23 protein-coding genes and 1 tRNA gene are annotated in these 25,097 nt (G+C 70.4%); 13 read left to right on the top strand and 11 right to left on the bottom strand.

Annotated elements, in window-relative coordinates:
* Positions 1 to 100: 100 nt before the first annotated feature.
* On the top strand, positions 101 to 1,000 hold the full coding sequence (locus N5079_RS01795) for a winged helix-turn-helix transcriptional regulator (protein ID WP_261581497.1): 900 nt from the start codon (positions 101 to 103) through the stop codon (positions 998 to 1,000).
* 10 nt (positions 1,001 to 1,010) lie between these two features.
* Here the strand turns inward: N5079_RS01795 and N5079_RS01800 are convergent, their stop codons facing one another.
* Complete coding sequence (locus N5079_RS01800) at positions 1,011 to 1,604, bottom strand: hemerythrin domain-containing protein (protein ID WP_261581498.1); 594 nt, start codon at positions 1,602 to 1,604, stop codon at positions 1,011 to 1,013.
* 112 nt (positions 1,605 to 1,716) lie between these two features.
* Between N5079_RS01800 and N5079_RS01805 the strand changes: the two genes are divergently transcribed.
* Positions 1,717 to 3,378, top strand: a complete 1,662-nt coding sequence (locus N5079_RS01805) for a class I adenylate-forming enzyme family protein (RefSeq protein ID WP_261581500.1) — start codon at positions 1,717 to 1,719, stop codon at positions 3,376 to 3,378.
* Positions 3,379 to 3,444: 66 nt separating this feature from the next.
* Here the strand turns inward: N5079_RS01805 and N5079_RS01810 are convergent, their stop codons facing one another.
* On the bottom strand, positions 3,445 to 4,431 hold the full coding sequence (locus N5079_RS01810; RefSeq protein ID WP_261581501.1) for an arylamine N-acetyltransferase: 987 nt from the start codon (positions 4,429 to 4,431) through the stop codon (positions 3,445 to 3,447).
* 189 nt (positions 4,432 to 4,620) lie between these two features.
* On the opposite strand from N5079_RS01810, the gene N5079_RS01815 reads away from it, so the two are divergent.
* Genes N5079_RS01815 through N5079_RS01825 form a run of 3 tightly spaced genes read left to right on the top strand, consistent with a single transcriptional unit; the run spans position 4,621 to position 10,794 of the window.
* Complete coding sequence (locus N5079_RS01815; protein WP_261581502.1) at positions 4,621 to 5,310, top strand: response regulator transcription factor; 690 nt, start codon at positions 4,621 to 4,623, stop codon at positions 5,308 to 5,310.
* Positions 5,311 to 5,340: 30 nt separating this feature from the next.
* On the top strand, positions 5,341 to 9,189 hold the full coding sequence (locus N5079_RS01820; RefSeq protein WP_261581503.1) for a DUF4153 domain-containing protein: 3,849 nt from the start codon (positions 5,341 to 5,343) through the stop codon (positions 9,187 to 9,189).
* A gap of 60 nt (positions 9,190 to 9,249) precedes the next feature.
* Positions 9,250 to 10,794 carry an N-acyl-D-amino-acid deacylase family protein gene (locus N5079_RS01825; protein ID WP_261581505.1) on the top strand — a complete coding sequence of 515 codons (1,545 nt, stop codon included), beginning with the start codon at positions 9,250 to 9,252 and terminating at the stop codon, positions 10,792 to 10,794.
* 20 nt (positions 10,795 to 10,814) lie between these two features.
* On the opposite strand, the gene N5079_RS01830 is transcribed toward N5079_RS01825, so the two are convergent.
* The 4 genes from N5079_RS01830 to N5079_RS01845 form a co-directional block, all read right to left on the bottom strand.
* On the bottom strand, positions 10,815 to 11,192 hold the full coding sequence (locus N5079_RS01830; protein WP_261581507.1) for a thiol-disulfide oxidoreductase DCC family protein: 378 nt from the start codon (positions 11,190 to 11,192) through the stop codon (positions 10,815 to 10,817).
* Positions 11,193 to 11,288: 96 nt separating this feature from the next.
* Positions 11,289 to 12,248 (bottom strand): sporulation-delaying protein SdpB family protein, encoded by a 960-nt coding sequence (locus N5079_RS01835; RefSeq protein ID WP_261581508.1) that lies wholly within the window; start codon positions 12,246 to 12,248, stop codon positions 11,289 to 11,291.
* Positions 12,242 to 12,871 carry an SdpA family antimicrobial peptide system protein gene (locus tag N5079_RS01840; protein ID WP_261581510.1) on the bottom strand — a complete coding sequence of 210 codons (630 nt, stop codon included), beginning with the start codon at positions 12,869 to 12,871 and terminating at the stop codon, positions 12,242 to 12,244. The genes N5079_RS01835 and N5079_RS01840 overlap by 7 nt, the downstream gene beginning before the upstream one ends.
* A 122-nt stretch (positions 12,872 to 12,993) precedes the next feature.
* Positions 12,994 to 13,635: a hypothetical protein gene (locus tag N5079_RS01845; RefSeq protein ID WP_261581512.1), complete on the bottom strand. Its 642-nt coding sequence runs from the start codon at positions 13,633 to 13,635 to the stop codon at positions 12,994 to 12,996.
* A gap of 556 nt (positions 13,636 to 14,191) precedes the next feature.
* Here N5079_RS01845 and N5079_RS01850 point away from each other — a divergent pair.
* From N5079_RS01850 to N5079_RS01860, 3 genes are read left to right on the top strand one after another with little or no spacing between them, the layout of a single operon-like run.
* Positions 14,192 to 15,418, top strand: a complete 1,227-nt coding sequence (locus tag N5079_RS01850; protein WP_261581514.1) for an alanine racemase — start codon at positions 14,192 to 14,194, stop codon at positions 15,416 to 15,418.
* A 36-nt stretch (positions 15,419 to 15,454) separates the two neighbouring features.
* Entirely contained in the window at positions 15,455 to 15,841 is a 387-nt protein-coding gene (locus N5079_RS01855) for a RidA family protein (protein ID WP_261581516.1), read from the top strand.
* A gap of 2 nt (positions 15,842 to 15,843) precedes the next feature.
* Positions 15,844 to 17,052, top strand: a complete 1,209-nt coding sequence (locus N5079_RS01860; RefSeq protein ID WP_261581517.1) for a hypothetical protein — start codon at positions 15,844 to 15,846, stop codon at positions 17,050 to 17,052.
* A 7-nt stretch (positions 17,053 to 17,059) separates the two neighbouring features.
* Here N5079_RS01860 and N5079_RS01865 read toward each other — a convergent pair whose 3' ends face one another.
* On the bottom strand, positions 17,060 to 18,055 hold the full coding sequence (locus N5079_RS01865) for a LacI family DNA-binding transcriptional regulator (RefSeq protein ID WP_261581518.1): 996 nt from the start codon (positions 18,053 to 18,055) through the stop codon (positions 17,060 to 17,062).
* Positions 18,052 to 18,348, bottom strand: a complete 297-nt coding sequence (locus N5079_RS01870; RefSeq protein ID WP_315967770.1) for a family 1 glycosylhydrolase — start codon at positions 18,346 to 18,348, stop codon at positions 18,052 to 18,054. Before N5079_RS01870 ends, N5079_RS01865 begins: the two co-directional genes overlap by 4 nt.
* Before the next feature lie 136 nt (positions 18,349 to 18,484).
* Between N5079_RS01870 and N5079_RS01875 the strand changes: the two genes are divergently transcribed.
* On the top strand, positions 18,485 to 18,601 hold the full coding sequence (locus N5079_RS01875; RefSeq protein WP_261581854.1) for a carbohydrate-binding protein: 117 nt from the start codon (positions 18,485 to 18,487) through the stop codon (positions 18,599 to 18,601).
* A gap of 236 nt (positions 18,602 to 18,837) precedes the next feature.
* On the opposite strand, the gene N5079_RS01880 is transcribed toward N5079_RS01875, so the two are convergent.
* Both N5079_RS01880 and N5079_RS01885 read right to left on the bottom strand, forming a co-directional pair.
* Positions 18,838 to 19,635 (bottom strand): hypothetical protein, encoded by a 798-nt coding sequence (locus tag N5079_RS01880; RefSeq protein ID WP_261581519.1) that lies wholly within the window; start codon positions 19,633 to 19,635, stop codon positions 18,838 to 18,840.
* Positions 19,636 to 20,138: 503 nt separating this feature from the next.
* Complete coding sequence (locus N5079_RS01885) at positions 20,139 to 20,519, bottom strand: response regulator transcription factor (RefSeq protein ID WP_261581855.1); 381 nt, start codon at positions 20,517 to 20,519, stop codon at positions 20,139 to 20,141.
* 142 nt (positions 20,520 to 20,661) lie between these two features.
* Between N5079_RS01885 and N5079_RS01890 the strand changes: the two genes are divergently transcribed.
* Positions 20,662 to 20,733: transfer RNA gene (locus N5079_RS01890), tRNA-Arg, on the top strand.
* Between the two features lie 539 nt (positions 20,734 to 21,272).
* Here the strand turns inward: N5079_RS01890 and N5079_RS01895 are convergent.
* A complete protein-coding gene (locus N5079_RS01895; RefSeq protein WP_261581521.1) occupies positions 21,273 to 21,965 on the bottom strand; it encodes a TetR/AcrR family transcriptional regulator in 693 nt (230 codons plus the stop codon).
* Positions 21,966 to 22,018: 53 nt separating this feature from the next.
* Between N5079_RS01895 and N5079_RS01900 the strand changes: the two genes are divergently transcribed.
* From N5079_RS01900 to N5079_RS01910, 3 genes are all read left to right on the top strand, one after another.
* Complete coding sequence (locus N5079_RS01900) at positions 22,019 to 23,221, top strand: FAD-dependent oxidoreductase (RefSeq protein WP_261581522.1); 1,203 nt, start codon at positions 22,019 to 22,021, stop codon at positions 23,219 to 23,221.
* A gap of 536 nt (positions 23,222 to 23,757) precedes the next feature.
* Positions 23,758 to 24,228, top strand: coding sequence for a papain-like cysteine protease family protein (locus tag N5079_RS01905; RefSeq protein ID WP_410007724.1), 471 nt, complete (start codon positions 23,758 to 23,760; stop codon positions 24,226 to 24,228).
* Positions 24,225 to 25,043, top strand: a complete 819-nt coding sequence (locus tag N5079_RS01910) for a hypothetical protein (protein WP_261581524.1) — start codon at positions 24,225 to 24,227, stop codon at positions 25,041 to 25,043. The genes N5079_RS01905 and N5079_RS01910 overlap by 4 nt, the downstream gene beginning before the upstream one ends.
* Positions 25,044 to 25,097: the final 54 nt, after the last annotated feature.

Consider the following 25,097-nt stretch of genomic DNA (forward strand, 5'->3'; position numbering starts at 1 on the left):
AAGTCAGCCCGTCAATCGGCGGGCCGGACACCTGACGCTGGTACCTTCGCCAGTGCACGGGAAAGGACCGCCCTCGTGCGAAAAGGGAGAGTGGACCGTCGTGGACAGGGACCCGGAAAGTGGCCTGAGCGCCATCGGGCAGGCCCTGGCCATCCTGGGCGACCGGTGGGTGCTGCTGATCCTGCAGCGGGCGTTCCTGCTCCGGATCCGCACCTACGCGGGCTGGCGCAACGCGCTGCCCATCTCCGAGTCGGTCCTGGCCGCCCGGCTGAAAGAGCTGGTCGGCCACGACATCTTCACGCTGGTCGCCTACCGCGACGGCCGGACGCGGTACGAGTACCGGCTCACGCCCCGAGGGCTCGACCTGTGGTCGCTGCTCGTGGCGATCTACTCGTGGGAACGCGACTGGACCGGGCGGCAGGAGGCGCCGTTCCTCCATGACCTGTGCGGCCAGGAGGCCCGGCCGTACCTGGCGTGCGGCGACTGCCGTAAGCCGATGAGCGCCCGCGACACCGAGACGATCCGGGGGCCGCTCGCCACGTTCTCCCGCGTGGGCCTGCCCCGCCAGCATCGCCGGACCGTCCGGGGCGACACCGGCGTGGACGCCTACGCGTACTGCCCCGACTCGATGGAGATCCTCGGCGACCGCTGGAGCACCACCGTGCTGGCCGCGGCCTTCCTCGGAACGCGGCGGTTCGTCGACTTCCAGGCCGAGCTGGGCATCGCGCCCTCGGTGCTCACCGACCGGCTGCGGCGGTTCGTCGAGCTCGACGTCTTCCGCCTCGTCGCAGGGGACTACCGGCTCACCGAGAAGGGCCTGGCGTTCTTCGAGGTCTTCGCGTTTCTCGTGGACTGGGCGCAGAGAGAGCTCGCGGCGCCGCCGGGCTCGGGCCTGACCATCACCCACCGCCCCTGCGGCGCCGCGCTCGCTCCCGTGCTTCTGTGTACGGCATGCACCCAGCCTCTTGAGCGGCGCGAGGTCCACTTCGAGCTGGGCTGAACCCGTCCGGCTATCCTTCCCCGGATTCCTTCTTGCCCATCGCCTTGCGGATCACGTCACGCGCGCGGTCCATGATGGCGATCGGCGGGCCGAGGAGCAGGTTCTTGGCCGCCGACTCGGTCCCGGGGTGCGGGTGGGTGGGCGCCATGGCCTCGGCGGCCTTGACCCCTACTGCCATCGCGCGCCGCTCACCCTCGGTCGTCGCGGCCTTCAACTCGGAGAACTCGTAGCGCTCCTCCGCCGCGGCGTGCGCGAAGACCGCTGCCCGGAGCCGCTCCAGCTCCTGGGAGAACTCCGGCGTCGTCACGTCCATGTCGTCGAGGCGGGCGAGCATCTCCTTCGCCTCTTCCTCCTCGTGCAGGCGGTTGTCGACGATCGTGTCGCCGCCGACGAGCTTCCGCCGTGCGTAAGGATGGACGATCTCCTCCTCCGCTGTCTCGTGAACGGCCAGCAGGCGGACGAGACGGCTGAACGCCTCCCGGCGCTGGTCCCCCTGGCCCCTGTCGACCTCGTCGAACAGCTCCCTGATTTGGACGTGCTGCCGTATCAGAAGCTCGATAACGTCGTGCTCCTTGGTCACTCCAGGTGTGGTCTCACGATCCATCTGGGCCTCCTTCCACGTCATATTCGGGCTACCCCCAACCGGGGCCCGAAACCATTGACCACGGGCTTCGGCTTTCGTAGTGTCTCGGACACCGAGCCCCCCGGAGTCCGCGATGAGACTGCACCGCAAAGAGCACGTCGAGCGCTACACCTCCGAAGGATGGTGGACCGACGACACGATCGACAGGCTCCTGAGAGCGCGGGTGGCAGAACGGCCCGGCGCGCTCGCCGTGGCGGACCCGCCCAACAAGGCCGAGCTGACCGGTGGCCGGTCCAAGCGGCTGACCTGGGCGGAGCTCGACCGTGAGGTCGACCGCGTGGCCGCCGTGCTGCTGGACCGGGGCGTCGGCAGGGACGACGTCGTCGCGGTCCAGCTCCCCAACAGCGTGGAGCTGGCGGTCACGTTCCTCGCCGCCGTCCGGATCGGGGCCATCGTCACGCCGTTCCCCGTGCAGTATCGCCAGTACGAGCTGACCCAGCTCGGCGGGCTCGCCCAGGTCCAGGCGTTCGTCACCTGCCCGGAGCTCATGGGCCGTCCCAGCGCCGAGGCGGTGAGACAGCTCCAGATCCCGTCCATGCGGGCCGTGCTCGTCTGGGACGAGGATGATCTGGAGACGGCCACGGGGGACCCGGCGGTCCTCGACGCGCACCTGAAGTCGCTCGACACCCACCCCAACGACTGCGTGACGATCTGCTGGACCTCCGGCACCGAGGCGACCCCCAAGGGCGTGCCGCGCTGCCACTACGACTGGCTCGCGGTCGCCTGGACCTGCGCCGAGGCGCCCGCCCTCACCGCTGACGACGTCGTGCTCAACCCGTTCCCCATGGTCAACATGGCCGGGATCGGTGGGGTCTTCCTGCCATGGCTGCGCACCGGCTTCGCGCTGATCCAGCACCACCCGTTCGATCTGCACGTCTACCTCGGGCAGATCACGGCGGAGCGCGTGACGTATACGCTGGCGCCGCCCGCGCTGCTCACCATGCTGCTGCACCGCCCGGAGGCCCTCGCCCGGTTCGACATCTCGTCGCTGACCCGCATCGGCTCCGGGTCGGCGCCCCTGCCGCCCGCCATGGTGCGCGGCTGGCAGGAGCGGTACGGCATCGCGATCATCAACTTCTTCGGGTCCAACGAGGGCATCGCGCTGTTGTCCGAGCCGTCGACCATGCCCGATCCCGACGACCGGGCCCGCTACTTCCCGCGCCCCGACGCCCCCGGCACGACCTGGCCCGGCGCACTCGGCGGCACCCGGATCAAGCTGGTCGATCCGGCGTCGGGGGAGGAGATCACCTCCGAGGGCATGCCCGGTGAGCTGCGGCTGAGCGGCCCCACCGTCTTCGCGGGATACCTCGCGGGGACGGCGGCGGCCGATCCGTTCGACGGCGCCGGATACCTGGTCACGGGCGACCTCTTCGAGCTGGCCGGCGACCGTTACCTCCGCTATGTGGACAGGACGAAGGACCTGATCATCCGAGGCGGGATGAACATCGCCGCCGCCGAGCTGGAGGGCCTCATCTCGGGTCATCCGGCGGTCACCGAGGTCGCGATCGTGGGTTATCCCGACGAGGTCCTGGGCGAGAGGGTCTGCGCCTTCGTCGTGCCCGTGCCCGGCCAATCCGTCGACATGGAGGGCATCTCCACGTACCTGAGGGAGACGGGGATCGCCTCCTACAAGCTGCCGGAGCGGGTGGAGACCATCGAGGCGCTGCCCCGCAACGCGGTCGGCAAGATCCTCAAGCGGGAGCTCAGAGAATCCCTGATCGCCCCCGGCGACTGAGCCGGCGTCGTTCCGTCAGGGTCTCAGGAGCTCCGAGGAACGGCTCACAGCCGGAGAACGCTCCGGTCAGCGCTGGGCGGTTTCCCACTGGTCGTGGGCCGTCCGCAGCCGGGTCCAGAGCTTGTCCTTCTCGGCGGGGGAGACGTCGTCCAGCACGATGCCGTAGACGTCCGCCAGCGCGGCGAAGTAGTCCTCCCTCCGGTCGAGCGTGATCGAGCGCTGTGTGGCCGGGCGCTGTGTGGCCGGGCGCTGTGTGGCCGGGCGCTGTGTGGCCGGGCGCTGTGTGGCCGGGCGCTGTGTGCTTGATTCCTGTGTGGGCGAGGGCTGGGGCGCGGGGTCCCCGGGGGCGGCTCCGCCGATGCGCTCAAGAACCAGCCCGGTCAGCATGTCCACTCCAGCGGCGTCGCGGCGTTGCACGGCCGGGACCCGGACGAAGCCCGACTCGGGAGATGTCGAGAGATATTCGTGCTTGGCGTCGAAGGCCGCCATCTCCACCGGCTCCAGGCCGAAGTCCATGCCCACGAAGCTCCCTCGCGGGTCGTGCTCGAACCGCCAGCCGCCCGGCTCGCTCTCCGAGCGGCGCAGGCCGTACCGGAACGGGCCCTGCTCGTAGACCCCCTCGACCAGCGGCAGGGGCTCGTGGACGCCGTCGCCGAGCCCCGTGTCCACCAGCCAGCCGCCGCCGGGGTTGCCGGCCGAAGGCAGGCCGGAGACCGTGAGAGCCAAGTGATTTCCGGTGGCTCCGGCGGGGACGCCCGGCTCGTTCTGCACTCCGCCGAAATGCCGCGTGACCTGGTAACCCAGCATGCCGAGCAGCAGCGCGAACGCCCCGTTGAGATGGAAGCAGTAGCCACCGCGCCCGGCGAGGATCCGCCGCCATGACTCGACCGGGTCCACCGTGGTGGGGCGGCCCAGCCAGATTTCCAGGTTCTCGTACGGCACGCGCTCGACGTGCGCCGCCTGGAGGCGGAACAGCTCCTCGACACTCGGCGGTCCGACGTCACTCAGCCCGAGGCGCCGGAGATAGCCCGTCACGTCGACCGATGCGGTCACCTCGCCGGTCACCCCCACCCATCTCTTAGCCGGCGGCATGTCACCCGTAAGTTCACCCCGTCGTACACGCGGTGGGCCACGTCTTCACGCACACCGCCACGTTAACCCGCTAACGAGGTTCTCGCCGATGCACGGGATCTTCACATATCGGGAAGGTCCGTCTGCACAGGGTCGCCCTACGCTTCCGCTATGGCTACACCCCAGCAGCGGCGTGTCCTCGTGGTCGAGGACGACCAGACGATCGCGAGAGCCGTGAAGATGCGGCTGATAGCGGAGGGCTTCGAGGTGCGGGTCGCGAGCGATGGAGAGGGGGCGCTCGCGGCCTACGCCAAGGCCGAGCCCGATGTCGTGGTCCTCGACCGGCTGCTGCCCGGGCTGGACGGGCTGGAGGTCTGCCGCCGGATGCAGGCCGCCCGTCCGGTCCCGGTGCTCATGCTGACCGCGCTGGGCGAGGAGACGGACGTGCTCGTGGGCCTGGGTGTGGGGGCCGACGACTACATCACCAAGCCGTTCAGCATGCGCGAGCTGGTGGCGCGGATCCACGCCCTGCTGCGGCGCGTCGAGCGGGCCAGCGTGCTCGCCCATGAGGACGCCGTGATCCGGGTGGGCGACGTCGAGATCAACACCGCCGAGCGGCGGGTGTTCGTGCGGGGTGCCGAGGCGCAGCTCACGCGGACCGAGTTCGACCTGCTGCGACGGCTCGCGGAACGACCCGGCCAGGTCTTCGAGCGCGAACGCCTGCTGTCCGACATCTGGGGCTTCTCCGAGGCCGCCGCGACGCGGACCGTGGACAGCCACGTCCGCGCGCTGCGCCGCAAGCTGGGGCCCGAGGTCGTCCGTACCGTCCACGGCGTCGGATACGCCCTGGTCCGCCCGTGATGGGCTTGCTATCCGGAATGGAGGCGGGCGATGCGGCCGCTTGACTTCCTCGGCCGGATCAAGGTGAAGCTCGGCATCGTGATCGTGCTGGCCGTGGTGACGGCCTTCGTCGTCAACGAGGTCGGCATCAACGCCGGCCTTTCCCGGGACATCCGCATCGCCATCGCGGTCCTGCTCGCGCTCATCATGGTGCAGCTGCTGGCCCGGGGGATGACCAAGCCGCTGCGTGAGATGGCCGCCGCCGCGCAGACCATCGCCAAGGGCCGGTACGGCCTGCGGGTGTCGGCCACGTCGAGAGACGAGGTAGGGGAGCTCGCCAGGGCGTTCAACGCGATGGCCGCCGATCTGGGCGAGGTGGACCGGCAGCGCCGGGAGCTGGTGGCCAACGTCAGCCACGAGCTTCGGACCCCCATAACCGGCCTCCAGGCCGTCCTGGAGAACGTCGTGGACGGCGTGTCCCCGCCCGACCTCGACACGCTCGGCACGGCGCTCGCCCAGACCCAGCGGCTCGGCCGGTTGGTCGCCCAGTTGCTCGACCTGTCCCGCCTCGACTCCGGCGCCCGGCTGATCGAGCCGGAGGTGCTGGACCTCGCGTCACTGTGCCGCCAGGCCGCGTCCGAGGCCGGACTCGCGCGGGAGGACGTCACGGTCGTGAGCGAGGTCCCGCCCGGGACCGAACTCAACGCCGACCCCGCCCTGCTCGCCCAGGTGCTGGCCAACCTGCTCGACAACGCCGTACGGCACAGCCCTCCGGGAGGTCCGGTGTGGCTCGAGGCTCGCTCGGCGGGGGCGGACCTGGAGCTCAGTGTCACCGACTGCGGTCCCGGCATCCCGCCCGGAGAACGCGCCCGGATCTTCGAGCGCTTCTCCCGCCTGGACGCGGGCCGTGCCGCCGACGCGGGCGGGGCCGGGCTCGGCCTCGCCATCACGCAGGAGATCGTCGAGCTCCACGGCGGGTCGATCCGCGTGGCCGATTCCGACGCGGAGCCGGCCCGGAAGGCCACGGGTTCCGGCTCCGAAGCCGGTTGCGGCCCTTACGCCGTGGGCTGCCGGATGGTCGTCCACCTGCCCGGAAGGGCCGTGCACGGCGACACGACGCCCGACCGCGTCAGCCCCTCGAAGCCCGAGGCCACGGAGATCCCACCGGACACGAGCAAGGCGACAGGCACTCCCCCAGCCGGAAGCAAACCGCTTGGGACTTCCCCAGCCGGAAGCGAGCCGCTTGGGAGTGTCCCAGTCGGACGCGAGTGGCCGGCCGTTCAGCTTCCGGCGGGGCAAGCCGCGAGCGGTAGGGCTGGGGCCGGTGGGGCTGCGAGCGATGAGAATGCCGGGGGTGAGGCTGCGAGCGGCGACGGTCCGGCGGATGGATCCGGACGCGGTCTGACTCATGGAATTCCCGCGCACGGAGCCGGACGGGTGCGGGGCATGGCACATCGGTCCCCTGCCGTATCGGGGGCGCCGCCCGGACGCCCTCAGGGCATCGCAGCTCCGGTCGGTCCGGCCGACGACGTCTGGGTCCCGGGCGCTCCACCTGGTGACGCCCCGGCTTGGCCTGTTCCGGGCGCAGGCGTCCCTGTTCGTGGCGGTGCACGTGGAGGGGGACCATTCACACCACCACCGGAATCGGCGTCGGCGTCGGCCCTCGGCCGGGCCGGTGCCTCCGGCCAGGCGTTCCCTCCGGCCGTGGGCCGAGGGTCGGCGGCGTCGACGGCCAGGGCGGCGTTGGGGGCGGGCCTCGGCATGTTCGCCGGGTTCGGGGCCGGGGTCTTCGTCGCGTTCTTCTTCGGACTCTTCCTCGGGGGCGTGTCCGGAGTCATCGCGATGCTCGTGCTCACATGCGGCGGAGCGGTCGCGGGGGCGGCCATCGGATCCTCGTCGGGGGCCCGCCGTACGGCAGGGCAAGGGGCCTTCGGTCACCCGCCCATCGCGGCCTGGCCTGGTGGGCCCGGCGGCGAACCGGAGCCCGACCGGCTCCTGGACACGACGCCCCGAACGGCCCGATGGGCCACTGGATCGACGGCCGAGCCGATCACTCAATGTGCGGCTGACTCAACCGGGCGACCGACCACGGACTCGACGATCGAAGGGCGGGCTGAGGACGTGGCTGACGCCGACAGACCCGAACACGAGGCACTCCCGGCCGCTGCCGGCGACACGGGGGGCGTCGCCCGATCGGGGTCCTCGACCGTGCCGGAAGGCGAGCGGCGGCTCGCACAGCCTGCGGAGCGGGGGCCCGGTCAAGCTCTTGGGCCTGCGCAAGCTCTTGGGCCTGGTCAAGCGCCACGGCCGGGGCCGGGGCCTGGGCAGGCTGTGGGGCAGCGTCCCGCACAGAGCTCGGAGGTCGGTCCTCCGGCGTGGGCGCACAATCCGCCGCCGCCGATTTATGTGCCGCCGCCTCTGTTTCCCCGGCCCGACCTGCCCGAGGCGCCCAGGTGGCTCCTCCCGGCGGCCGCAGCCGTGGGGCTGGTGGCCGCCATCGCCCTGCCGTACGCCTCGACAGGGCTGGGGCTGGTCCTCGCGGCGGTCGCCATGGGGGTGGCCACGCTCCCGGCGGTGCTGGGCCCGGGGGGCCGCGGCCTCACGCCCTGGACTGTGGTCTTCGGCGTCCTCGCGTACGCCCTGGTGGCGGTGGCTCTCATCCGCGACGCGGACTGGCTGGTCGCGCCGGTGCTGCTGGCGGCCTTCGGCATCGCCGCGCTCGCGCTGTCGGGGGGCGGGGCGGGCTGGCCCGGCGTCATCAGGGGCGGTCTGTCGGTCGTCCTCGGGCTGTTCCCACTGCCGTGGTTCCTCTCGGACCCCATGAAGCGGCTGGTCAAGCGCAGGAGGATGATGCCCGCCCTGGTGAGCGTGGGCATCACGGTCGTGCTGCTCGGCGTCTTCGGGCTGCTGTTCACCTCGGCGGACGCGGTGTTCTCGGCGTTCGCCAGCCGATTGCTGCGGACGCCGGAATGGGCGGCCAGCCTGCCGTTCCGGGTCTTTCTCTTCGGGCTCTTCGCCCTGCTGGTGGCGGCGGCCGTCCTGGTGGCCCTGCGTCCGGTGGCCGAGCCCGAGGGGCCCGATCTGCGGATCTCCGTCAGCCGCACCGTCTGGGTGATCCCTCTCGTGGGCCTCAACCTGCTGTTCGCGTCGTTCGTGGCTGTACAGATCACCGTGCTGTTCGGCGGCAGCCGCCGGGTCCTGTCGACGGCCGGGCTGACCTACGCCGAGTACGCCAGGTCCGGCTTCTTCGAGCTGGTCACGGTCAGCGTCTTCGTGCTCGGGATCGTGGCGGCGGCGGCGATCCTGCTCCGGCTGAACGGCCGGCGCGACCGGTGGCTACTCGCGGTGCTGCTCGGACTGCTGTGCGGGTTCACCCTGGTCATCCTGGCCTCGGCACTGCACCGTCTGGGCCTGTACACCGACGCGTACGGACTGTCCCGGCTGCGCGCCTCGGTCGGGGCGACGATCTGGTGGCTCGCCGCCGTGTTCGTGCTGGTCCTGGTGGCGGGTGCGGTACGTCTCACGCACCGGGAGACGGCGTGGTTCTTCCGGTCGCTGGTGCTGCTCACGGGGGTGGGGCTGCTGGTGTTCGCCGCGTGGGATCCGGATGTGCAGGTCGCCGAGACGCAGCTCGCCGTGCGCGGGATCGAGCGCCTGGACCACAACTATCTCGGCGACCTGGGGGCAGAAGCCGTACCGACCCTGGACCGCCTGCCAGAGCCCGCCCGCAGCTGCGTGCTGCGTGACGTGGTCGCGGTGAACCACCTCAACGAGCCGGACGCCTGGAACGGTTGGAACCTCGCCCGGGAGCAGGCCCGTGAGGTGCTCGCCAAGCGGCCCCTCCTCAGCACAGCCGAATGCCCCGGCTCCACCTCCCGGATCCCCGGGCCGAATGGCTGAGGCACGGCTCGGGAACCCGCCTGTCGCGTCGGAGGGGCGCGTGTTGGTTGAATCGGACAGGTGACCTTCGATGTGCTGATCAGTGGCGGCTGGGTTGTCGACGGGACGGGAGCGCCCGCCTTCCGGGCGGACGTCGGCGTCGCGGGCGGGCGGGTGCGGGCCGTGGGCCGGTTTGCCTCGGCGGACGCCGCCGTTGTCGTCGACGCCACGGGCAGGCACGTCCTGCCGGGCCTGGTCGACTGTCACGCGCACGGCGACGCGGTCGTCTTCGACAAGGAGATACAGCTCGCGGCGCTGCGGCAGGGGGTGACCACGTTCATCCTCGGCCAGGACGGGCTGTCCTTCGCGCCGGCGACCTCCCGGGCCGCCTTCGACTACGCGAGCCGCTGTTTCGCGGCCATCAACGGCTCACATCCTGCGATTGACGGCCCGGTCGGCGTGGCCGAGCTGCTGGCGGCCTACGACCGGACGACCGCGTTGAACACGGCCTACCTGCTGCCCCACGGCACGATCCGGTTCGACGTCATGGGCGCGGCGGAGCGCGCCGCCGACGCTGGTGAGCTGCGTGCCATGCGGCAGCGCGTCGAGCGGGGACTGTCGGAGGGAGCCGTGGGCCTGTCGTCCGGCCTGGAGTACGCTCCGGGGCGGTACGCGGACGCAGCCGAGCTGGCTCATCTCTGCGAGCCGCTCGGCGCCCTGCCGTACGTGACTCACATGCGCGGCTACGGGGCCTCGGCGCCGACGGGGATGGCCGAGGTCGTGGAGATCGCCCGGCGCTCGCGCGCCGCTGTGCACGTGTCGCACTATCACGGGCCGGCGGGGACACTGCTGCCGCTGCTCGACGGCGCCCGGCGGCAGGATGTGGACCTCAGCTTCGACACCTATCCCTACCTGCGGAGCAGCACCATCCTCGCGATGGTGACGCTGCCGGCGTGGGTCCCGGTAGCCGACACGGAGCGCGCCCTGTCCATGTTGGAGTCGGAGCGGGCGCGGCTGGCGGGCGAATGGGCCTCGTGGGGTGAGCTGTGGCCCAGGATCACCCTGTCGCACGCGCCGGGGCTGGAGTGGGCGGAGGGGATGACCCTCCCGGCCGCCGCGGCCAAGGAGCGGATGGAGCCGGCCGAGTTCTGCCGGATGCTGCTGATCGAGACCCGGCTGGAGGCGGGCTGCGTCATGGCCCGCCCTGACGAGGGGCCGGCGGGGGAGGAGTCCGTTCGCGCGATCCTCCGGGACCCCGGCCACACCGGCGGCTCGGACGGCATCTACGTTGGCGGCCACCCCCACCCCCGGGGGTTCGGCGCCTTCGCCCGCTTCCTCGGACGGCATGTCCGCGAGCTGGGCGACCTCACCTGGGAGCAGGCCGCCGTCCATCTGGCGTCGCACCCCTCCCGCCGTTTCAGGCTGCCCGGCCGCGGTCTCGTACGGCAGGGCCAGGCGGCCGACTTGATCGTCGTGGACCCGCTGACGGTGTCCGACACGGCGACCTACGACAATCCGCGGTCGGTCGCCGTGGGGATCGACGACGTGCTGGTCTCCGGCGTGCCCGTCCTCCGCGACGGCAGGCTGACCGGAGCCACCGCCGGCCGAGCTCTGCGTCCCGTGTGACCCGTCCGGGGTTGAAGGGTTCAGAGGTCGCGGTGGATGGAGCACATCGGTGTGCCGCCGGGCAGGCGTTGGCGCCACCGGGCCACCACGGCGTAGACCGGCGCGGCGATCCAGGACACGGGGGGAGTGGACAGGCCGCGTCCGAGCAGGCGCCACCGGCCTGAAGGCTGCCACCTGAGCAGCGCGGCGAACGCCTCCGCGCCCCCCACCGGGGGCCGGCCGGGCTCGACCCACCACGCCGCCCGAGTCACCTGCTCCCGCGTGAGCCCGTGCGCGCCGAGGTCGATGGCCTGCCACGCCCGGCTCTCCGGCCACTCCGGGACGGTACGGCGAAGCAGGCGGAGCGACCGCATGCAGAAGCCGCAGTCACCGTCGTAGACGAGAACGGGAGCCGACATCGGGGGTTCCTTCCCGCGACGGCTCATGCCGGTCCCACGCGGGGTTCCGTGAATCGGTATGAGCCGCCGCCGTCCTGTATGTCTCATGGAGGTCTGTCATCGGGGCGACGCGGCGAGGCGGGCACGGCGGGCGGGGGCCGTCGCTCTCGCGCTCTGCCGGACTACGGCGCCCAGCCAGGCCGGCATCCGGATCGGCGTGTCGACCGGGCGCAGGTGCAGCACCAGGCAGCCGAGCATGGCGAACATGAAGCTTCCCAGGCCCATGAGCACCCCGATCGAGATGTGGAAGGCGATGCCGGCGGCCAGCAGGTACGGCCGGACCGGCCGGCGGGCGATCATTCCGAGCGCGAGGGAGAACTCGATGGCGAGCGGCCCCCACGTCATGGCCGTGACGCCGACCGGGTTCATCAGGATGGGGGTGAGCCATGGCTTGGCCCAGGTCGGCATGCCGAAGAACGGGTCGGTGAGCCAGTACCACAGGCCCGTGCCGTCGGCCCACTCGGCGTGGCTGAGCTTGGCCACGGAGGCCTGGAGGTAGAGCCCGGCCACCTGCAGGCGGATCACGAAGAACGTCGTCCAGGCGATGAGCGACCGGACGGGCCGGTCCGCGACGTCGACGGGCGCCCCCCAGTGCCACCCGCGCCCGTCCAGCAGCGCGACCGGAAGCAGCAGCAGGGTGATGACGGAGCTGATCTGGTCTCCGCCGTCGGGGATGACGGCCGACGCCATGAGGCTGACCGTGACCCACCAGTGCGGCAGCGCCGTGAAGCGCGGGCGCCATCCGCTGGCCACGACCAGCAGCACACCGATCGACACGAAACGAGCGATCTCCAGCCGGCCGTCCGGGACGACGCAGTAGAGGCTGAACCTGGCGACGCCCTGGCAGTTGGGGTAGGTGCTCACGCCCTGGGCGGGCCGGAAGAGTGACGACGTGTGGCTGAAGATGAGCGTGCCCAGCGTGCCGAGCGCCACGAGGGTGCGCGCCAGGCCGTACACGTTGGTCCAGGGGGAGACCCGCGCGATTCGCGCGGCAGCCTGGCCGGCTTTCGTCAGCATGTGACCTCGATTCTGGCGACTTTCGCGGGCATGACGGTCGTGCTGCCGGCCCAGGCCCACGGCAGGGGCTCACGCTGGACCAGGCCGATCGATCCGCAGTGGATGGGGTCGGGGGAGGAGTTGTGCAGGGTCAGGACGCTGGGAACGCGATCGAAGCAGGCCGAGACGTCCGCGCCTCGGCACGGCGTCCATTTGTCGCGGGGGACGGCGGTCTGGAGGATGCCCAGCTCGACGCCCTGCGCGCGGGACCGCCGGTTGAATCCGAGCACGTTGCGCAGCTCGGAGTGCGGGGTCAGCTTGGCGTCGAGCCAGACCTTCCTTCCCGACGGCTCCACCGACAGCCGCCACACGCCGATCTGCGGATCGCGCGGCGACTTGGTGAAGAATGCCCAGCCCTGCGGGGCGATGGCCGTGACGCTCAATCGGAGCTGCTCCTGTCCGGGAAGCCGCAGGGCGTTGCTCGGCAACTGGGTGTCCACCACATAGAAGATCAGTGAGCCCCAGAAGGCGACCATGGCGACGAGCGTCCAGCCGAGGCGCCTGGTCACAGTCCTCGCGGCCGGGTTCTCACCATCGGTTTCAACGGCCACAGCGGTCTCGGCGGTTGCCGTGGTTTGAGTCATTCAATTCTCCGTGGAATCGGGTTCTCCGTGGATTCGCGGCGCCCCGCTCGGGCCCGGCGACGGCGCGGGCCGGCTCCGGGACCGAGCGGAGGCTGAGGGGATGCTGAGGGAGGCCGGGGTGACTAGGCGGCGAGCCGCTCGGCGATGAGGTCCACGAAGCGCTCACGGTCGAGCCTGGCCATGTCGCCGTTCACGATCGAATCGGTGAAGTTCGCCACCTTGTAGACGTTGCTCTCCCGCCAGGCGTTGTAGATCTTGTAGACGTTGACCACCTCGTAGGCGTTGCCCAGGTAGATGGCGATGACGAAGACGCCCCACCCGAACGCCTGCTCGGTGGGCGGAGGCCCCGGCCGGAGTCCGAAGCCGTCCTCCAGCACCCGGCGGGTGATCTCCTGCGCGTCCGCGAAGGCCTGGTCGATCCGGACCCGGTCCCCGCTGGTCATTTCGGTGCCGAAGGTGGTGAGGAACTCCCGGTCCTTGGCGTTGATCGAGGCGATGACGTCGTCGGCGAACCGAGCCTGCTCCTCGGTCACCTCGGCGACCGGGCGGCGGAACTCGGGGAACAGGTCGGCCACGGGGCCGATTCCGAGGATCAGCCCTCGATAGATGGTCTCGCCGTCGTAGATCGACACCGCGCTCGCGGCCTCGGCCACGGCCGCCGAACGGCCTGGCCCGACAAGAGTGGCGGCCTGGACCGGAACGGCTCCGGCCGTGAGCGCCGCCGCCGCGACGAGAGCGGTCGCCAGCAATTTGGATGTCCGCATTTACTTTCCCTTCATTGGACATGGGAACGACAAGTGAGATCCGAAACGGATCCGTGAGCTGGAGGTCGGTGGCCGGGCAGGCTTTCCGGCCCCGATCGCTGAATTGCGCCGATCGGGGCGATCCTGTTCCGGCTGCCTCTCTCCATTGGCTGCTGTGCTGCCGGGAGAAACGATGGCAAGGGCCACTGATCAGGGACTTGGGGCCGGATTGGCGGCCACTTGGGCGCGACTGGGAGATCACCGTCGTTGCTGGTCGCGCATTCGACGCCTTCGCACCAGCCGTCCGGGAATTCATATTCGGTGGCGCTTATATGAATGAATTCGGCTGGGTGTTATAGGGCCACGCAAAGGGTCGGCGGTCAATCGTGAGCGGCACCGGGGGGCTCCGGCGGCTAACGGGTCCAGTACGATCCAGCGAGGCGGTCTATACCGGGGCGGGAGCTTCGCGGGTGACGGCTCAACCGAGTGACGGCTCCGGGCTATCGCCACACCCGGCTGAAATCGGAGACGGCTTCACCCGGTGACGGCTTCACCGGGGAGATGAGGGGGCGTGGACATGGCGGATCGCCTTCGGATTCCCGAGGTCCTGGTCGACTGGCGCACTCGCGGATTCCTGGAGACCGGCGGACCGGTCCCCCGGGCCGACTTCGCGGCCGCCCGCCATTCCCTCTTCGACGGCTCGTTCACCTGGCCGATCATGGTGGCGAAGCGGGCCGAGTTGGAGCACAACGTCGCCACGCTCGCGCGCTTCACCCGCGACCACGGGCTCGCCTTCGCGCCGCACGGCAAGACGACGATGTCCCCTGAGCTCTTCCAGGCGCAGCTCGACGCCGGAGCGTGGGGCATCAGCGCCGCGACCGCCGGGCAGGCGCTGGTCTACCGCGAGCTCGGCGTCCCGCGCGTGCTGCTCGCCAACGAGATTCTGGACGCCGGAGCGCTCCGCCGGCTGGCGGGCGAGCTGGACGGCTTCGAGTTCCTCTGCTTCGTCGACTCCGTGGAAGGCGTCCGGGCCCTGGACGAGGCGGCGAGCGGGACACCGTTCCGCGTGCTGGTCGAGCTGGGGCACGCCGGCGGCCGGACCGGCTGCCGCGGCCTCGCCGAGGTCCTGAAGGTGGCCGACGCCGTAAGAGCCTCCTCCGGCGTGCGGCTCGCCGGGGTGGCCTGCTATGAGGGCACCCAGCCCGGCGCGGACGAGGTCCGGGCGTTTCTGCGCGAGTTCCGGGAGGTGGCCCACGCGGTCGCACCGCTGGTCGACGGCCGGATGGTGCTCTCCGCGGGCGGGAGCGCCTGGTTCGACCTGGTGGCCGAGGAACTGGCCAGCCTGGCGCGGCCACCGGCCGAGGCCGGCCTGGACGCTCTCGTGATCCTGCGGAGCGGCGCCTACATCGCCCACGACGACGGCTTCTACCGGGAGCGCACGCCTTACACCCGCCTGGAGGGCGAGCTTCGGCCGGCGCTGGAGGTCTGGGCGCAGGTGCTCTCGGTCCCGGAGCCCGGCCTCATCCTCGTGGGCATGGGCAAACGTGACGTTCCGTACGACCTGGACATGCCGTTCCCGCGTGCGGTACGGCGCGGCCCTGAGGGGGCGGCCGTGCCACTCGACGGGGTGACGGTGGTGAAGGTCCAGGATCAGCACGCGTACCTCACGGGATACGGGCTACGGCCGGGCGACCTGGTGTCGTTCGGCATCTCGCATCCCTGCACGGCCTTCGACAAATGGCGGGTCATGCCGGTGGTCGACGACGACTATGTCGTGATTGATGTAATCAGCACTTATTTCTAATCAGTTAATTCAAGGCACCTCATTTCTGGAGTGAACATGGGCGGCAAGCAGGAGATCCGGACCACCTCGGGCGCGCAGCCGGTCGCGGCGTACTCGCAGGGGCTGGTCGTGGGCGACTTCGTCTACACCTCGGGCATGGGCCCGCTGGACCCGGTGACCGGCGAGGTCGTCGGCGACGACGTGGCGGCCCAGACGCACGAGACCCTGCGCAACCTCGGGGCCGTCCTGGAGGCCCAGGGCCTGACCTTCGACGACGTGGTGAAGGCGACCGTCCACCTGCAGAACCTGAAGGAGGACTTCGCGGCCTACAACGAGGTCTACAAGTCCTACTTCACCGAGCCGTACCCGGTCCGGACCACCGTCGGCTCGGACCTGATGAACATCCTCGTCGAGATCGACTTCGTGGCCTACAAGGGTCACTGACGATGGACAGCGCCCTTTACGCCTTCGTCGAGGACTTCCGCGGCGAGGGCGTGGACAAAGTCCTGGACCGCGTCTCGGCGTACGGCGTGCGGGGCGTGACCATCGCCGCCACCTCCCACCAGGCGCGGGACGTGACGCCGCACGGCTCGTCCCGGCTCACGTTCCGGCGTGACGGGGTGCACTTCATCCCGCCGGAGGACGTCTTCGCCGGGGTGCGGCTGGCGCCGCCGGTGCAGCAGGGAGCCGAGGAGGAGCCGGTCGCCGAGATCCGCCGGGCGTGCGCCGGCCGGGGCCTGAAGCTCCACGCCCGGACGGTGTTCCTGCACAACACCACCGTCGGCCTGGCCAACCTCGACGTCACCGTGCAGAACTGCTTCGGCGACAGGGGATCCCCGGGCGACCTGTGCCCGTCCCACCCCGACGTCAGGGCGTACGCGGTGGCGCTGGCGCGCGCCGTCGCACGGCAGGGCGCGGACAGCGTGGTGGCCGAGTCGCTGCACTTCGGCGCGTTCTCGCACGGCTACCACCACGAGCGCTGCTTCGTGGCCCTCGGCCCGATGGACGCCTTCCTGTTCGGCCTGTGCTTCTGCGGTCCCTGCATGCGCCGGGCGGCGGACCTCGGGGTGAACGCCGATGTCGCGAGGGAGGAGTGCGCCCGGATCGTCTCGGGCGTCCTGGATGGCGACCCGCCGGCCCAGGGCGAGGTGACCCGGGCGGCTCTCACGGCCTACGCCGGGCCCGAGGTGGTGGCCTACGCGCGGGCCCGCTCGGAGAGCGTCACGTCGCTGGTGGGCGAGGTGTCGTCCGCGGTGACGGCCGAGGGGTCCATGCTGACGTTCATGGACGCCACCGGGGCGTGGAAGGGCTACGTGGACGGCCTGCCGCCCGCCGGGCTCGCCGCGCACGACGCCTGGCAGATCGGCGTGGACCTGGTCGCCCTCGGCGACCTCGTGCCGTCGTTCGCGGTGCCGGCCTACGCCCGGGACGCGGCCCGGGTCGCCGACGACGTGGCGGCCTACCAGCGGTCGATCGGCAAGGACAGGGAACTGCGCGCGGTCCTGCGGCCGGGCCTGCCGGACACCGACTCCGACGACCGGCTGGCCGCCAAGGTCCGCGCCGCCAGGGCGGCCGGAGCCCAGGCCGTCGACTTCTACGCCTACGGCCTGGCCCCGTTCGACGTGCTCAGCCGGATCCCCGCCGCCCTGGGGTAGGGAACGCTCAGGCGGACTCGCGGACGACCAGCTCGGTAGGGAGGATCACCGGGGCGGCCGGGCCGCCCTGGAACAGGCCGAGCAGCAACCGGACCATCGCGCCGGCCTGCTGGATGATCGGGTGGCTGACCGTGGTGAGCGGGGGCTCGGTGTAGCGGGCGGCCTCGATGTCGTCGAACCCGACCACCGCCACGTCGTCCGGGACCCGCCGTCCGGCCTGCCGCAGCGACTGGAGCGCTCCGATCGCCATGAGGTCGTTGCCGGCGAACACGGCGTCGAGCCCGGGGTCGTCCTCCAGCAGTTGCCGCATGGCGATCACGCCCGATTCGCGGGTGAAGTCGCCGACGGCCACGATCGAGCGGCGGTCGGAGTCGCGCAGCGCGTTGCGGTATCCGGCCAGCCGGTCCTGACCCGCGACCATGTCCTGCGGCCCGGCGATCGTCGCGATGCGGCGGCGTCCCTTGCCGAGCAGGTGGCGCACCGCCTTCTCCGCGCCTCCCACGTTGTCGTTGTCGACGTACGGCAGGGCCACGGGCACGGTCGGCCTGCCGTACGAGACGACGGGGACGCCCATGCGCGCGATGGCGGCGGGCAGCGGGTCGGCGCCGTGCATCGAGATCAGCATGACGCCGTCGACGTGCCCGCTGGCGATGTAGCGCTCGATCCTGGCGTGACTCTTGGCGGAGCCGCCCAGCATCAGCACGACCTGCTTGTCGGCGGCCTCCAACTCCATGCTGGCCGAGCGGATGACCGTCGAGAACATCGGGTCGTCGGAGAAGACCCTGGTCGGCGGCTCCGAGACGACCAGGGCGATCGAGTCGGTCCGCTGGGTGACCAGGCTGCGCGCCGCCGAGTTGGGGACGTAGCCCAGCTCGTCGACGGCGCGCATCACGGCGTCCCTGATCTGAGGAGTGACCGTGGCCTGGCCGTTGACGACCCGGGAGACGGTCGCGCGGGACACTCCGGCCCGCGCGGCGACCGCCTCCAGAGTGGGTCGTTTCATGCGTCCCCCTGTAGACCGTTGCGTCTGATGACTTCGCGATAGCACAGGGCACTGTCCTTGGGAATGCGCCGCTGCGTCTCGAAGTCGATGTACACGATCCCGACCCTCTTGTGGTAACCGTAGGCCCACTCGAAGTTGTCCAGGAGCGACCATACGAGATAACCCCGTAGGTCCGCACCGGCGTTGATCGCGGCGTGCGAGGCGCGCAGGTGGCCGTCGAGCTGGGCGCCGATGGCCAAGCTGCTGGCCAGTGACGCCCCAACAACGCAGTCTTCCCCGGCGCCTTCGGCCACGACACGGCCGGCATGACCTGGGGCGACGGCGCGGCCTACTCCCGACCGGCACCGTGAACGCCCGCTCGACCATGTCAGCGGCCTCGAAGAGGTCAGGCTGGACAGCCGCGCCAACGCTCCCATCGGCGGCTTCGCCATCGGCAGCACCGGCGGATGGCAGAGCTGGCAGACCGTCCCGGCCAACATCACAGGCGTCACCGGGACGCATACCGTCTACGTCACCTTCACGAGCGGCCAGCCGCCGACTTCGTGAACCTCAACTGGTTCACCTTCTCGACGAGCTAGCCGACGCGGGACCAATGGGAGACGATGGCGGGAACACCCCTTCTCCGCCATCGTCTCCGGTCACCCCGGACCCACGGACGCGGCCTGCGCGGGGATGTTTCTGGACCTTTCGTCCCCGCGCAGGTCGCCTCATCGCGAGCTCGACCCCCGCTGCCTCGCCCCGGCTCAGGTACGGCAGTGCCGTACCTGAGTGGGATAGGGCACCTACCCGGTGGGCGGGATGGTCTCCGGAGAGACCGTCTCGCCCGGCACGGGCGATGCCGGTGGCACCCCGGTCGTCTCCGGGCTCGGCGGCACCACGACCGTCGGCGCGGTGGCCTCCGGGCTCGGCGGGATCACGGTCGCCGTGGCCGTGGGCGACGACGTCTCCGGAGCGTGAGCGGCCCACGGAGGCCACGGAGGCCGGCTCAGGTCCGTGATGACGACCGCCGCGGCCGAGCTGCCCTGGCCGGTGCTGATCACCCAGACGGTGTCACCGGACTTCACGCCTGTCAGCCCTTCACGCCCGGCGCTGACCCGGGTGTTGTCGCCGATGGTGTACGTGCGCGCGAAGCCGTCCTCGCTCTTGACCGAGATCGAGGTCTGCTCGATCGAGGTGACCAGTCCGGTCTGCGTGGTGACGGTCTGGTAGCCGCCGGCCGTCCGGACCACCAGCTGGCCGTGGAGCGCGCCGAACGGCCCCTGAAGCGGCTGCGTGCTGGTCGGGCTCGGCGAGGGCGGCCCCGGAGGCACGACCGGTGGGCTCGCGGTTTCGGCCGGCGGGCTCACCGTCGCCGTGGCGGGCGGGCTCGGGACCGCGGGAGCCGTTACCGTCTCCGTAGGAACCGGAGTGGGCTGGCCCTGTCCGCTGACCTGACCGGCCGAGGTGCCCGCGACGGCCACCCCGGCACCCGTGGCTACCACCACCGCTGTGGCGACTCCGAGAAGAAGCCGGCGTGGGGCCCGCCGTCGTGGCGGCTCCCCGCCCGGGAACTCGGGTGGACTGAATTCGGGATCAGGCATCGGAATGCTCCCTCCAGTGGTCGCTGATGCATGGCTCAAACGCCACGGACTTATGCGTTTCGTACGCATTTGGAGGTGTTCTGAAGTCGCGGTCGCGAACGGGCGCGATCTCGTTGGCCTGGTGTCCGGAACCAGGAGGGTCCGCCACCGGCGAGGCCGCCTTCCGGGGCATTCCCGGTCGGCCCGGCCTAGTGAAGTGTCCGTGGTCCGCAGTCAGCCGCCGCGATGAGCTGGTCGGCGTGCTCTCGGATCCCTTCGCGGCCCTACCCCTTCGAGCACCACGCTCACCGCCCTGTCGGTAAAGTCCTCATCCAGGGCCGATTGCCGGAACACGACCCCCGCAACCAGACGGCGCCGGCCGCAGATCGACGACATCATCGGATCGGCCGCCGCGGCGATTTCTCGCCGATTTCGTCGCGAGCGCCGCGCGAGCCGTACACGACTGTGACGGCCCGTTTCCCGCTCAACCCGCGCGGCGGACGTGGACCAATGAGCCTCTCCGGTCACGGCGCCGGTGTCGCGCCCTTGGCCAGGTCGCGGACGACTTCGATCAGCTCGGCCGGGTCGAAGGGCTTGGTGAGGTACGCGTCGACCCCGATGCCGAGGCCGCGCCGCCTGTCGTCCTCCTGGGCCCGAGCCGTGATCAGCACGACCTTGATGTGGCTGGTGCTCTGGTCCGTCCTCAACCTGGTGGCCGTCTCCCAGCCGTCCAGGCGCGGCATCATCACGTCCAGAGTGATCACGTCCGGATCCACGTCATGAACGCGATCAAGGCAGTCCTGCCCGTCGAACGCGGTCTCCACCTCGAACCCTTCCAAGGTCAGGTTGACCGCGATGAGTTGCCGGATGACCTCGTCGTCATCCACGACCAGCACTCGTCCCATAAGCTCGCTCACGGCCGCCAAGCTAGCCCCTGAACTGGGGTTCACGGTGGGGTTTTGGACATCTGTATTTGGATCGGCCCCCCAGGCGCCATATCGTGGTGACAAGCGCCCTCCAAGTGCTGGTAGCCTTGTCACTCGTTGAGCCCCCTTAGCTCAGGGGATAGAGCACCGGCCTCCGGAGCCGGGAGCGCAAGTTCGAATCTTGCAGGGGGCACAAGATCCTGATCAGCATGATCTAGGCGCTGATCAGGGCCAACGACACAGAAACGGGCGGGTCTCCAGTCTCACGGAGCCCGCCCGTTCTCATTGACGCTCACTGGTCATGGACCAGTTGTGGGCCACGCGCGGGCCGGTGTGGATCACGTTTTGAGGGCCGCTTCTATGCGCCGGGTGATCTGCTCGTCTCGTCCGTCGATGCACTTCGCGTAACGCTTGAGTAGGACTTCCACACTGTTGCCCGCACACCCGGCTACAACGGTCGGGTCAACACAACGCCCGCGTTGAGCCGCGTCGATAGCGCCGCGTGGCGGAGGTCGTACGGCCTGCCCGCGAGCGGCGAGGCAACCTGTTGCGGGGAGAGGGCGAAGCGGCGGTCCTGGACTGCCTGATCAACCTGGACGCCGGGCCGAAACCCGAGGTGGTCACGACGGACCAGGCCAGCGACAGCGCTACCGCTTCGCGCCCCGCTTCGCCGACGGGGCGACCAGCGGTCCTGTCGCTGATCGAGGCGATGCCGGGGCAACGTGAGCCTGGTCACGCCGGCGGCCGGGCGAGTTTGGCGGCCACGGCGTCGAGGACCCAGTCCAGGCCGGTCGCGAAGGACGTCTCGGCGTCCACCTCCGTGCCGTCGTGCACGGCCTTGGCCAGCGCGGGGAAGCGGCCCGTGGCCAGCATCCTGCTCACATGCGGGCCGTAGGCGCGCTGCCAGTCGCGCTTGGACAGGCCCGTGGCGCGCTCGGCCCGCAGGTTCGCGATCTCGCGCCTGATGGCGCCAGTGATGTAGGCGCTGACGGTCTCCACGGCGCGCATGACGGTGTCGAGGTCGGCGAGGCCGTCGAGGGTGGCCAGCGTGTCCTCAGTCACGGCGAGGGCGTTTGGGCCCAGGGTAGGACGGCCGCCGAGCAGGTCGGCCAGCCATTCGTGACGGAGGGTGGCCTGCCTGGTGCGGTGGGCGCGGATGCGCAACACCTCCCGCCAGTCGCCGGGCTGCTCCTCGGGGAGGATCTCGGCGTGGACCTCGTCCACCATGAGGTCGAACAGCTCCTCCTTGGTGGAGATGTATCCGTACAGCCGCATCGGGCCTGCGTCCAGCCGGGCGGCGACCTTGCGCAACGACACCGCCTCCAGCCCGCCCTCGTCGGCCAGCGCGATGGCGGCGGCAACGATTCGCTCCCGATCGAGCGGCACGGGGCGAGTCGGCGGCTCCGGCCGGTCCCACACAGTCATGGATACATCGTACTGTTGCGATACATCGTCTCAGCAAAATACAGTGTATCTACATGAGACATCGTATCGCCGTGATTGGAGGCGGCCCCGCGGGCCTCACCTTCGCCCGCGTCCTGCACCGCCACGGTCACCCCGTCACTATCCTCGAGCGCGATCCCGCCCCCGACGCCCGTCCCCCGGGCGGCACGCTCGACCTGCACGAAAGGATGGGCCAGCTCGCGCTGGGCAAGGCGGGGCTGCTGGCGGAGTTCCAGGCGCTGTCCCGTCCCGAGGGGCAGGCCATGCGCATCCTGGACGCGGACGGGACCGTCCTGCGCGACTGGCAACCCCGTCCGGGTGACCGGGCCAATCCAGAGATCGACCGGGGGCAACTCCGTGACCTCCTGCTCGGCCCCCTCGATGTTCAGTGGGGGCGGGGCGTGACGGAGGTAGTGCCGGGGACCCGGGACGGCGTGCTGGTCCGTTTCGCGGACGGGCGACAGGAGACGTTCGACCTCGTGATCGGCGCGGACGGCGCCTGGTCCCGGGTCCGCCCGGCAATCTCGTCCGCGACGCCGCACTACACCGGCGTCACCTTGGTCGAGACCTCCCTGGACGACGTCGACACCCGCCACCCCGACCTCGCCCGGCTGATCGGCGACGGTTCCATGGCTGTGTACGGCGTGAACCGCGCCCTCGTCGCCCAGCGCAACAGCGGCGGCCACGTCAAGGTGTACGCCCAGTTCCGCGCGCCGCTGGACTGGCACACCAACCTGGACCGGCATATGGGCCTGAACCGGCGCGCAGGCCTGGACGCGGGCCTGGACGCGGGCCTGGACGCGGGCCTGGACGCGGGCCTGGACCTGGCCGACGTCGAGGCCGTGCGATCAAGCCTGCTGGCTCTGTTCGACGGCTGGGCCGCTCCCGTCCTCGACCTCCTCCGCCACGGCACCGCTTTCGTCCACCGCCCCCTCTACGTCCTGCCTGTGTCCCACACCTGGGCCCACGTCCCCGGGGTGACGCTACTGGGCGACGCCGCCCACCTGATGCCCCCGTTGGGGGTAGGCGCGAACCTCGCGATGCTGGAAGGCGCCGAACTCGCCGAGTCCGTCGCCGCCGGCCCCGGCGATCTGGACGAGGCCGTCCGCGCCTTCGAGGAACAGATGTGGGCACGGGCCGGCAAGTGGGCGAAGATCACGATGGCCGGTCTGGAACGCCTCGTGAGCCCGGACCCCACCGAAGCCCTCGCCCTCTTCGACGAAGTTCAGCCATCCTGACTGCCAAGCGCGAGAGCACCCCGGGGTCTCCATCGAAGCCGTACGCCGCCGCCTCGGCCACGCCTCCACTGAGACGACGCAGTTGTACGCCCTGCTGATTTTCGTTCATCGATGCCTTGATCGCCGGTAAGTCGTCCTCGCCAGGCCGTAAGGCAGGCGAGCCTGGACGCGATCGCTCCCACCTCGCTGCTCGGCGTCCCCTGAGCCAGACTGGTCCGCCTCCTGGACGAGCCGCAGCCGACGACAGAAACGCGCCGTCGCCAGGCCGAGGAAGCGCTGGATCGATCATCTGTATGCGGTTGCTCCTGGTATTTATCCGCATTCCGGCTGCGTGAGGATTTCTACGCAGATCTTCCCGGGAATCGCTTCTAGCGTGTCCGTCGAATCGTTGTCCTCTAGCAATCGAGAAGGAAGTTTCGATGGTTCGAAGAAGCTCAGGCCTGTTTCAGGCGCTGGCCGCGGTCACGATAGCCGGGACGTGCTTGTTCACCCCCGGCACGGCCCAGGCGGCCCAATCGCACATACTCCCAGTCGATATGCAGACGCAGGAGCAGAGTAAGTGGTGCTGGTCGGCGGCCGGCAGCATGATCGCCGCATATCACGGCGTGAAGATCTCTCAGAACGATTTCTGCAACCTGGCGAAGGACAAGATCAGCCTGTTCACCTGCCCGAACGAGGCGGGAAGCGCGAAGCTGGTGGCCCACGCTCTGGACAAACTCTCGTTCTATTCGCCGGGCGACGACATTCACGACTCGCTCACGTATCAGGGAGTTCAGACGCAGATCAATGCCAAGCGGCCCTTCTACGTCGGGATCAGCTGGGCCTCCGGGGGCGGGCACGCTCTCGTGGCCTACGGATACGACACCCGTTATCTCGGTGGCCTGGTCTACTACATCAATCCCAAGGCCTCCGGGGCGCGGCGGTACGTACGGTCCTACACCGGTCTGGTGAGCAACAGCTCCTTCACCTGGACCCGGACACTGAACAACATCATGAGGTCGATATGAGACGGGCAGCCACCCGGGCGGCGGTGGCCGCCGCGTTCGGAACATTCGTGATTCTCGGCGGAGCGGCGTCGGCCTCGGCAGACGGTTCGCCACTGCTGTCGGGGCAGCCCACCGCCGCCGACCTGCAGAACGCTCACTCCGTCGCCGCGTCGGCGACGACGCGGGATCAGCTCGCGAACGTGCAGTTCACGAGCACGGAGCCCGGCACCGGCGACTCCTCACCGGCCGTCTCGGTCAGCGAGAAGACCATCCCGGTCTTCGAGCTCACCGCGGACTTCGTCCGAGGGACGACCGGCGCTCCCGCAGGGGACCTCGCCTACGTGGCGGTGCCGGCCCAGGCCGGCGACGGCACCCAGGTCACGATCGGGATGACCCGTGAGGGTGACTCCTGGCGGGTGGACGACATCGCCACCGGTCTGGACGAGCAGACCGCGGCGAGCATGCTGCCACAGGGGACCTCTCTGCTGCACGAGCCGCAGATCGATGCCTGGTATGCCGTCTCCGACAAGGAGATCCGCCTGCTGAACACCTCGGGGTCTGACACCGCGCCTACGGTGTACAGCCTCGAGGGTTACCAGCGGCTTGTCGCCTCGCGCTACGGCGACAAACTGCCGGGTTCCGACTACGACAAGGAAGGCCTGGTCGGCGGCTTCGGGTCGGGCGGGGCCGGTGCGGTCTCGCAGTCGGCAACCGGCTCGGAGACCGGCTCGGCGACCGGGCCGGACTTCCACGCCGTGCCGCTCGGGATCGGCGTCATGCTGGCGGCCTGCGCGCTGGCCCTGGCGATCCGCGGCTTCCGGAGACAGTGGCGCTGAGGCCAGGCGGGCGGGCCGTCAAGGGAGCACGGCTCGCCCGCCGAAACCCGGTCG

Source organism: Planotetraspora sp. A-T 1434, assembly GCF_025420585.1.
In the GTDB taxonomy this organism is placed as follows: domain Bacteria; phylum Actinomycetota; class Actinomycetes; order Streptosporangiales; family Streptosporangiaceae; genus JAOEGB01.